General features: G+C 37.4%; 8 protein-coding genes and 2 pseudogenes. 5 read left to right on the top strand and 5 right to left on the bottom strand.

All coding sequences use genetic code 11. From position 1 onward, the window contains the following. The 4 genes and pseudogenes from ACFIMC_RS04645 to rpsL all read right to left on the bottom strand — a co-directional run. Positions 1 to 80 (bottom strand): annotated as a pseudogene (locus ACFIMC_RS04645) (elongation factor Tu); the annotation flags it as partial. A gap of 62 nt (positions 81 to 142) precedes the next feature. Next, positions 143 to 2,227 (bottom strand): elongation factor G, encoded by a 2,085-nt coding sequence (fusA, locus tag ACFIMC_RS04650; RefSeq protein WP_375607436.1) that lies wholly within the window; start codon positions 2,225 to 2,227, stop codon positions 143 to 145. 24 nt (positions 2,228 to 2,251) lie between these two features. Then, entirely contained in the window at positions 2,252 to 2,722 is a 471-nt protein-coding gene (rpsG, locus tag ACFIMC_RS04655) for a 30S ribosomal protein S7 (RefSeq protein ID WP_015856589.1), read from the bottom strand. An 18-nt stretch (positions 2,723 to 2,740) separates the two neighbouring features. Further along, positions 2,741 to 3,112 (bottom strand): 30S ribosomal protein S12, encoded by a 372-nt coding sequence (gene rpsL / locus ACFIMC_RS04660; protein ID WP_005773262.1) that lies wholly within the window; start codon positions 3,110 to 3,112, stop codon positions 2,741 to 2,743. A 486-nt stretch (positions 3,113 to 3,598) separates the two neighbouring features. Here rpsL and xth point away from each other — a divergent pair, with 486 nt between their 5' ends. The 5 genes from xth (at position 3,599) to ACFIMC_RS04685 (ending at position 7,782) form a co-directional block, all read left to right on the top strand. Further along, a complete protein-coding gene (xth, locus tag ACFIMC_RS04665) occupies positions 3,599 to 4,381 on the top strand; it encodes an exodeoxyribonuclease III (RefSeq protein ID WP_375668574.1) in 783 nt (260 codons plus the stop codon). 124 nt (positions 4,382 to 4,505) lie between these two features. Then, positions 4,506 to 5,411, top strand: coding sequence for a transporter substrate-binding domain-containing protein (locus ACFIMC_RS04670; protein ID WP_375612441.1), 906 nt, complete (start codon positions 4,506 to 4,508; stop codon positions 5,409 to 5,411). A gap of 141 nt (positions 5,412 to 5,552) precedes the next feature. Continuing rightward, entirely contained in the window at positions 5,553 to 6,305 is a 753-nt protein-coding gene (locus ACFIMC_RS04675) for an amino acid ABC transporter permease (protein ID WP_375612442.1), read from the top strand. Positions 6,306 to 6,307: 2 nt separating this feature from the next. Further along, positions 6,308 to 7,024, top strand: coding sequence for an amino acid ABC transporter permease (locus ACFIMC_RS04680; protein WP_375612443.1), 717 nt, complete (start codon positions 6,308 to 6,310; stop codon positions 7,022 to 7,024). Positions 7,025 to 7,035: 11 nt separating this feature from the next. Next, the gene (locus ACFIMC_RS04685; RefSeq protein ID WP_273791447.1) at positions 7,036 to 7,782 is read left to right on the top strand and encodes an amino acid ABC transporter ATP-binding protein; all 747 of its coding nucleotides are present in this window, start codon (positions 7,036 to 7,038) and stop codon (positions 7,780 to 7,782) included. A gap of 102 nt (positions 7,783 to 7,884) precedes the next feature. Here ACFIMC_RS04685 and ACFIMC_RS04690 read toward each other — a convergent pair. After that, a pseudogene (locus tag ACFIMC_RS04690) lies at positions 7,885 to 8,674 on the bottom strand (tetratricopeptide repeat protein). Positions 8,675 to 9,661 lie beyond the last annotated feature (987 nt).

Here is a 9,661-nt window from a genome sequence, read left to right on the forward strand (position 1 = left end):
GAGGTCTTCCCATGATCAACGTGACCAATCGTACCAATATTAACATGCGGTTTTGTTCGTTCAAACTTGCTCTTCGCCATTTGAGCTCTCCATTTTCCGTCCAAGCCAAGGACTAAGTTAAAAATTAATTACCAACCTGAAATTACGCGTATTTCTTTTGAATCTCCAAAGCAACAGCTGAAGGCACAGGCTCGTAATGATCAAACTGCATTGTATACTGCGCACGCCCCTGACTCATAGAGCGAAGAGTATTCACATAACCAAACATATTTGCCAAAGGAACCATTGCATTCACAACCGTTGCAATGCCGCGCGCTTCAGTTCCTGAAATCTGCCCCCGACGAGAATTGAGATCACCAATAACATCACCAACATAATCATCTGGAGTAACAACTTCCACCTTCATGATCGGTTCAAGAAGCTGTGCACCAGCCTTCTTTGCCCCATCACGAAAAGCCGCACGAGCAGCAATCTCAAAAGCCAAAACCGAAGAATCAACATCGTGATAGCCACCATCAATGAGAGTCGCTTTTACACCAAGCATAGGAAAGCCCGCAAGAGGACCTGACCCCATAACACTCTCAATCCCTTTTTGGACACCGGGAATATATTCTTTAGGAACAGCACCACCAACAATCTTTGACTCAAAAATAAAGTCATCACCATCATGAGGCTCAAAAACAATTTTCACACGAGCAAATTGACCTGCACCACCCGATTGTTTCTTATGCGTATAATCAATTTCCGCCATTTTAGTAATTGACTCACGATAAGCAACTTGAGGCTGCCCAACATTTGCTTCAACCTTAAACTCACGCCGCATACGATCAACAATAATATCAAGATGAAGCTCACCCATTCCAGCTATAATAGTCTGACCAGATTCCTCATCCGATTTAACACGAAATGAAGGATCTTCGGCTGCTAGACGGTTAAGAGCAATACCCATTTTTTCTTGATCTGCTTTTGTCTTCGGTTCAATTGCAATCTCAATAACAGGCTCTGGAAATTCCATCCTCTCCAAAATAACAGGTTTCAAAGGATCACAAAGAGTATCCCCTGTTGTCGTCTCCTTAAGTCCTGCAAGAGCAACAATATCACCAGCAAATGCTTCTTCAATATCCTCACGAGAATTTGAATGCATTTGAAGCATACGCCCCAAACGCTCTTTTTTCTTTTTCACAGTATTCTCAAGAGAAATACCTTTCTGAACTTTACCTGAGTAAATACGACAGAACGTCAATGAACCAACAAAAGGATCATTCATAATTTTAAAAGCAAGCATAGATAACGGAGCATCATCAGAAGATTCGCGTGTCGTCTCAGCCTCAGTCTTTACATCAATACCCTTAATCGCCGGAATATCAATTGGAGAAGGAAGATAGGAAACAACAGCATCCAAAAGTGGCTGCACCCCCTTGTTTTTAAAAGCCGTACCACAAAGAACCGGATGAAACTGAACTTCTACTGTCCCCCTACGAATGAGAGAAACAAGCTGCTCGTTGGTTGGCATAACACCTTCCAAATAAGCCTCTGTCGCAGCTTCATCAACCTCCACAGCCATCTCAATCAATTTCTCGCGATATTCTTCAGCTTTCTCCTTTAAATCAGAGGGAATTTCACTTATCACTGCCGAGGCACCAATAGAACCATCCCACTTTAAAGCCTTCATTTCTACAAGATCAACAACACCTTCAAAGTCATTTTCAGCACCAATCGGCAACTGCAAAACAAGCGCTTTAGCACCTAACCGAGAACCAACCATCTCCACACTACGATAAAAATCAGCTCCTATTTTGTCCATTTTATTAACAAAAACCATACGAGGCACGCGATACTTCTCAGCTTGCCGCCAAACAGTTTCCGTCTGAGGCTCCACACCAGCATTTGCATCCAACAAGGCTATTGCACCATCAAGAACACGCAAAGAGCGCTCAACTTCAATCGTAAAATCAACGTGCCCTGGCGTATCAATAATATTAAAGCGACGCTTCCGACCGTCCTGCCCTTCCCAAAACGTCGTTGTCGCAGCAGATGTAATCGTAATACCGCGCTCCTGCTCCTGCTCCATCCAATCCATTGTAGAAGCACCATCATGGGTCTCGCCAATTTTATGATTCTTACCGGTATAGAACAGAATACGTTCAGTCATCGTAGTCTTACCGGCATCAATATGCGCCATAATACCAAAATTACGATAATCTTCAATTTTATATTCGCGAGCCATTATATTTGCCTTAGTTTAAAACTTCTACCAGCGATAGTGAGAAAAAGCACGATTAGCTTCAGCCATACGATGAACATCTTCACGCTTTTTCACGGCAGAACCACGATTATTAGCCGCATCCATCAATTCACCAGATAAACGCTCAATCATCGTCGTTTCATTTCGACCACGTGCCGCCGCAATCAACCAACGAATAGCAAGAGCCTGACGACGATCAGGACGAACATCAATCGGAACTTGATAAGTAGCGCCACCAACACGGCGTGAACGAACCTCAATGTGAGGAGCAACATTCTCTAAAGCTCGATGAAATAGAGCCACAGGATCTGTTTTTACTCTTTTTTCTACAGAATCGAGCGCACCATAAACAATACGCTCTGCAACTGATTTTTTACCATCAAACATAATGGCATTCATAAATTTCATAATAACCAAATCACCAAATTTTGGATCTGGATTAATCTCACGCTTTTCTGCTCTATGACGACGGGACATTGGCTTTGTCTCTCAATATTATTTTGGACGCTTTGCGCCATACTTTGAACGACGCTGTTTACGATTCTTGACACCCTGCGTATCAAGCAAACCACGAATAATGTGATAACGAACTCCTGGCAAATCTTTCACACGACCACCACGAATCATTACAACAGAGTGCTCTTGAAGATTATGTCCCTCTCCAGGAATATAACCAATCACCTCGAATCCATTCGTCAAGCGAATTTTAGCAACTTTACGAAGAGCAGAATTAGGTTTCTTCGGTGTTGTCGTATAAACACGCGTACAAACACCACGCTTCTGCGGATTCGACTGCAGAGCAGGAACCTTATTACGTTTAACTGGCGCTACACGCGGCTTGCGAATCAACTGGTTTACGGTAGGCATGCAACCTTCCTCTTTTCGATTTACATTCGTCTCACCCAATCGGGCTTTTCTATTTTCATCTCTATCCACCCCAACAAAATCGGAGCAGATATCTAAGTCTACACACAAAATCGGGCACACCTGCAAAAAACAGTTTACCCGACCATAAGCAGAGAAGGCAATAGCCTTTTGCACTAGCATTTGCTTTTAATCTTCTTAACACCTGTGAATAATCCGGTTCATATCCAAAACACCTGATTACATTCACATCGGTTATGTCCATCTCTAATAGCGAGAACACGTACATTCGTCAAGAACTAAACAGCAGAAAGTTTTTAAAAATGAAAATAAATTAAATTTTAAAGCTTTAAATTTGCTTTTACCGCTACTCTTGATAAATCAATTTACCATAAGTAATATCCCCTATAAATAAAAAAGTAGCGATATGACTGTAGTAAAACATAGCAGTAAATTGAATTGCATATTTGATATCTAATGATGAGCACCATGAAAATAGCAACGTGGAATATTGCTGGAATAAAAGCGCGACATGAAACATTATGTCAATGGCTGCAGCAAAGCCAACCGGACATAGTCTGTTTACAGGAAATTAAAAGTATTGATGAAAATTTTCCACGCGATACAATTGAAAATTTAGGTTACCATATAGAAACACACGGACAAAAAAGTTTTAATGGCGTTGCGATTCTCTCTAAAAAAACACCAGATGAAGTGATCCGTCGATTACCAGGCAATGATAATGATAAACAAACACGTTACATTGAAGCTGTTTATTCAACAAACAAAGGTGTTGTTCGTGTTGCATCTCTCTATTTGCCAAATGGGAATCCTATTGAGAGTGAAAAATATTCCTATAAGATAGAATGGATGGAAAGATTATATACACATGCAAAATCATTGCTTGCGTATGAAGAACCTCTTATTCTAGCAGGTGATTATAATGTCATCCCCACTCCATTAGATGCAAAAAAACCTCAAGAATGGTATCAAGATGCCTTATTTCTTGGAGAAACAAGAAAAGCATTCCAACGTATTCTTCATTTAGGTTTTTATGATGCTATCCGGAATGTCACCGATACTCCCTCCTTCAGTTTTTGGGATTTTCAGGCAGGTGCTTGGCCTAAGAATAATGGGATTCGCATTGATCATTTATTATTATCACCAGAAGCTGTTGATCAATTAATTTGCGCTCATAGCCAAACAGAAGTAAGGGGATATCAAAAACCATCCGACCACGTTCCTGTTTGGATTCACCTTAATATCAATTAAGAAAGTAAAATCCTCATTTCATGAGACAACAAAAAAATTCCACTCAAAAATAATAACTATGCTACAGCATATAAACAGTATATCTTAAGCAAATAAAATAAAAATAAATGAATGGAGGACATAAATGAAGAAATCATTATTAATGCTTATTGCAGCAACGGCCATTGGATTCTCAAGTTTCGCGCATGCTGAACATGATACTCTTGAAAAAATAAAACGAACAGGGGAAATTACTTTAGGTGTCCGTGAATCATCTGGTTTAGCCTACGCCCTTGGTAATAATAAATATGTAGGTTTTCATACAGAAATGGCAGAACGGATCATTGATGATATCTCAAAAAAAATTGGTAAACCAATTAAAGTTCATTATCTTCCCATCACTTCTCAAAATAGAATTCCTCTCTTAAAAAATAAAACCTATGATTTTGAGTGCGGCTCAACAACACATGATATTGCCCGCAGTAAAGAAGCAGCATTTGCTTATACGACATACATTGAAGAGGTTCGGATTGCTGTAAAGAAAAACTCTAACATTAAATCTCTTGAGGATTTAAATGGAAAAACAGTTGCAACGACCACCGGTACAACATCTGTTCAACTTATTCGTAAAAATAAACGTGCAAAAAACATTCAGTTTAAAGTTTTAAAGGGGAAAGATCACGGAGATAGTTTTTTATTATTAGAATCTGGTAAGGCAGATGCTTTTGTCATGGACGCTTCAATTCTTGCTGGACATATTGCTAAATCAAAGAATCCATCTGATTATGTCATTCTTGATACTGTACTTTCAGTCGAACCTATTGCCTGTATGCTCAGATTAAATGACAAAAAATTTGAACAAACAATCAATGATAGTATCGTACGTCAGATTAAAGATGAATCACTGGAAAAGCTTTATAATAAGTGGTTTATGAAACCGATCCCACCTGCTAACACTGTTATGAACCTTCCCTTATCAAAACAAACAAGATATGCTTGGGATCACCCAAATAATAAGCCTCGAGAAAGCTACGCAGAAAAAGATTTATAGAGTTTAATAAAGAAGAACCACACTCTTTTGAAATTGAGTGTGGTTTATATTTTAATTCACTTTTTAATAAATCTGGACTATGTAGATGCGCGTGGTTTATTGTCCTATTTGTGAATGACTAATTTGAGGGAATATCAATTAATGGACTTTTCTTTCCTTTGTAGAGATGACCTTACTCAAACATTGGTAACAGGATGCTTGGGAACTCCCGGCGTAAGTCATACCTATTTAGATACACTTCTCGATGGCTTAAAAAATACAATTATATTGTCTATCACTTCACTTATATTAGCTGTATTGTGTGGTGTTATTATAGGAACAATGCGCACTTTACCCAAAACATCCATAATCAATTATATATTTCGCACTATCGGTACTATTTGGGTAGAGATTATGCGTAATATTCCCCTCCTTGTACAAGTGTTTTTGTGGTATTTTGTTGTTCCGAAGATTTATCCACCAGCGATGAAATTTTCCCCCATTCTCTTAATAACATGCGCATTGGGATTCTTTACATCTGCACGCATTGCTGAACAGGTTCGTTCAGGCATTGAAGCGATTCCTTCTGGACAACGCTATGCTGCTATGGCAATGGGATTTACAACTTATCAAAGTTATCGCTATATTATACTACCACGTGCTATACGTGCAATTATGCCACCTCTTACTTCAGAAGCAATGGGGATTGTGAAAAATTCATCTATAGCATTCGCCGTTTCAATAAATGAGCTCATGCAATTTCAATACCAAACAATTGAAGAAGTAAGCCATGTTTACGAAAATTATTTGCTTGTTACGATCCTTTATATTCTAATAGCCTTATTCGTATTCATTGTGATGACAGTCATTGAACAAATACTCAAAATTCCTAATTTTCAAACAAAGGGAAATTGAATATGGTGAATTTCATAAGCTCTCAGTTTGGACTTTATTTTCCTTTCAATTTTTCCGACTTTGATTTTTCCTTTTTTACCTTTGATGTATTTCGTTCTTACATTTTATCAGGTTTACTCTTTAGCGTTTTTCTAACTCTTTTTGCAACGGTATTGGGGTTTGTTTTCGGCACACTTTTAGCAATGATGCGCCTTTCTTCCATAAAACTTCTTTCTTGGTTTGCAATCAGTTACATAACAGCTATGCGTTCAATACCACTTGTGATGGTTATCTTATGGTTTTTCGTGCTTCTGCCTTTTTTAACTGGTATATCCATTGGTGCAAATAAATCAGCACTCATTACCTTTACCGCATTTGAAACGGCTTATTTTGCTGAGATTATGCGTGCTGGAATCAATTCAGTTCCGCAAGGACAAAAATATGCAGGACAAGCTCTTGGAATGACATATTGGCAAAGTATGTACATTGTCATTCTTCCTCAAGCCTTTAGAGATATGCTTCCAGTCTTTTTAACACAAGTTATTATCCTTTTTCAGGATACAACCCTTGTTTATGCCATCAGTGGTCATAGCCTTTTGAATGGTTTTGATATTGCTGCTAATAATTTTGGTGTAAAGCAAGAAGCTTATATCTTAGCAGCTATTTTCTATTTTGTTATCTGTTTTACACTGTCACAAATAGTTTTGTATTTACAAAAAAAAGTATCCATTATTCGCTAACAGGAAAAAAAATGTCTACTCATATGATCGAAATAAAAAATGTTTCTAATTGGTATGGCGAAATTAAAGTCCTTAAAAACTGTACAACCAACATTAATAAAGGAGAAGTCGTTGTCGTTTGTGGTCCATCAGGCTCAGGAAAGTCAACACTCATTAAAACTATTAACGCTCTCGTCCCTTTTCAAAAAGGTGAAATTTGGATTAATGGAATACCAGTTCATTCAAAAAAAACGAATCTGCCTAAATTGCGAAGTCAGGTAGGAATGGTGTTTCAACACTTCGAGCTTTTCCCCCATTTATCTGTCACAGAAAATTTGACAATTGCACAAATCAAAGTCCTAAAACGAAGCAAAAAAGAAGCACTTGAACGTGGATTGTTATATCTTGAACGCGTTGGACTCATTGAACACAAAGATAAATATCCTGGTCAACTTTCTGGAGGGCAACAACAACGTGTTGCTATTGCACGTGCCTTAACTATGGATCCACTTGTCATGCTTTTTGATGAACCAACATCTGCTCTAGATCCTGAAATGGTAGGTGAAGTACTCGATGTCATGATTAGCTTAGCAGAAGAAGGTATGACGATGATTTGTGTAACCCATGAAATGGGATTTGCACAAAAAGTATCGGAGCGTGTTATTTTCATAGATCAAGGAACAATTCTTGAAGACTGCTCATCTAAAGAGTTCTTTTCTGATCCGCAAGCAAGAAAACCGAGAACGCAAGAATTTTTGTCTAAAATCCTAAGTCATTAGCCGTTAGATTATCAAAAAAAGCTATCTTTACTATGAACTTGTATACAAGAAAACAGAGTTTAATATAAGATGAGAGAATGTAAAAATATTACAATCAGATGTTTAAAAACTGTTATTCTTTAAAATCTCAACAACCAGTGAAATTGCTGTACGTCTCTCAGATTCATTACAAAGAGCAAAAGCCTCTTCTTGCAAAGGGTGAATCCAATTTTCGTCTTTTACGTTAGCTTTTTATAGGCAGCAGTTAACATTGCTGCCCCACGGACAATTTTTCCTTCTTTAAGCAGTATATTTCCAAGCATTGCTTGGGCAGAAGGATTTTCTTTTTTTGCTGAAAGTTGAAACCATCGTGCTGCTTGTATAAGATTTTTCTCCCTTCCCTCTCCCTTTAAAAATATTTTTCCTAAATGATACTGAGCTTTAGGATTTCCATAGTTTACCGCAGCCTGCATATAAAGATGAGAAGCATAAGAAGGATCAGGTTTCACAGGTGATTGAGGAATACCTTTTTTTATATATCCGGCAAGTTTAATCAATGCATCAGAAACATAACTTTCATCCTCTGAACCAAGATCAGCACCTTTTTCAACAATATATGCAAAAAATTATATGCCTTATAATCATTTTTAGGGACACCATCACCGTTTGCATAGATAGAGCCAAGTTTCCAATTCGCACCAATATAGCCTCTCTTAGCAGCACAACGTAATGCTGCAATAGCCTGAGTTATATGCCCATTTTTATAAACAGACATGCCACGTTTTAAAAAATAAAACGAACCATCATTCGCTTCTTGCAAGCTATTGACATCTATTACATAAACAGTCGAAAAGAATCCCTCTAAAATCACAACAATCGTGACTTTTTTCCATATCTGAAACCTATTAACCATTCCCCCTACCTCAATTTTAATGATTATATCTGTTACAAATTTCTTTGTAGATATTTAAACTCTTTTTCTTAGTAAGAAGCATACGCAATTTTAAAGTAAAAATTTTAAAAGAAAAAACAAATAGATAAAAACCATCCAATAGGATTTATCGATCTTAAAATTTTATACGTATGAGCAAAAATCGTTCAATAGAATAACGTGCATTAAACAGCAACTTGAGAACGAAGAGAATACATGATGAATGGTAAACGTTTGAGTATAAAAAACAATACGAAAGATGGATAAATATAATGATGATAGTTAACTTATAACTTCACGACTGCCTTACCACCTTAAAGATGAAGTTTTTTGCCTCCGTCAATCTATAAACAATACAGCTTTTTGTTTAACGGATTGCACCTAACATCATTTCACATGGGGTTACTTCATACTTTACACACAAGTTTTACCTCAGAATACTCACCACTACATACAAAAAATACCACATATGTAATTTTACATGCCTTATATTGCTACTCTAAATGATGATATTTTACAGAAATAAAACAAGATATTGATTTTAATGATACTTTACCATTTTGCATGTTGAATGAGGACCTCGAATATCGTAAGATTCTCTCATTCCAAACTTGTTCCATGTTAAATCAATCAAAACCATCCGCTTGCACATTACAAGTAGAGAGAGCTATGTGGATAAAAACTCTGTGTAAGAAAGAACTAAAAATGCCTCTTACGAACGGTTTGAGCTAAGGGTTGTCCGGATATTGGACAGAATGGTGCCCCCAGCGCTTGTTACTTCACAAGCATAAAGAAGGGAAGCTCAATAGATTTACCGTTATACCATTTATGGATAACATGTAAGTTTTATGTAAAAATAACTTGCTGTATTTATACAGCTTTTTTACTGTGAGGGACGCGTAAATAAAAGTTAGGGAATAGGATTTTCTAACATTTGTCTACAACAGTAGCATTTTCTTTTCTTTGCGC

Origin of the sequence: Bartonella sp. AP21QHHD, assembly GCF_042196205.1 — a bacterium.
Taxonomy (GTDB): Bacteria; Pseudomonadota; Alphaproteobacteria; order Rhizobiales; family Rhizobiaceae; genus Bartonella.

What these genes read in the sequence shown, in the direction of transcription:
- fusA (WP_375607436.1), bottom strand. Translation starts at nt 2,227, where the DNA reads ATGGCTCGCGAATATAAAATTGAAGATTATCGTAATTTTGGTATTATG.
- rpsG (WP_015856589.1), bottom strand. Translation starts at nt 2,722, where the DNA reads ATGTCCCGTCGTCATAGAGCAGAAAAGCGTGAGATTAATCCAGATCCA.
- rpsL (WP_005773262.1), bottom strand. Translation starts at nt 3,112, where the DNA reads ATGCCTACCGTAAACCAGTTGATTCGCAAGCCGCGTGTAGCGCCAGTT.
- xth (WP_375668574.1), top strand. Translation starts at nt 3,599, where the DNA reads ATGAAAATAGCAACGTGGAATATTGCTGGAATAAAAGCGCGACATGAA.
- ACFIMC_RS04670 (WP_375612441.1), top strand. Translation starts at nt 4,506, where the DNA reads ATGAAGAAATCATTATTAATGCTTATTGCAGCAACGGCCATTGGATTC.
- ACFIMC_RS04675 (WP_375612442.1), top strand. Translation starts at nt 5,553, where the DNA reads ATGGACTTTTCTTTCCTTTGTAGAGATGACCTTACTCAAACATTGGTA.
- ACFIMC_RS04680 (WP_375612443.1), top strand. Translation starts at nt 6,308, where the DNA reads ATGGTGAATTTCATAAGCTCTCAGTTTGGACTTTATTTTCCTTTCAAT.
- ACFIMC_RS04685 (WP_273791447.1), top strand. Translation starts at nt 7,036, where the DNA reads ATGTCTACTCATATGATCGAAATAAAAAATGTTTCTAATTGGTATGGC.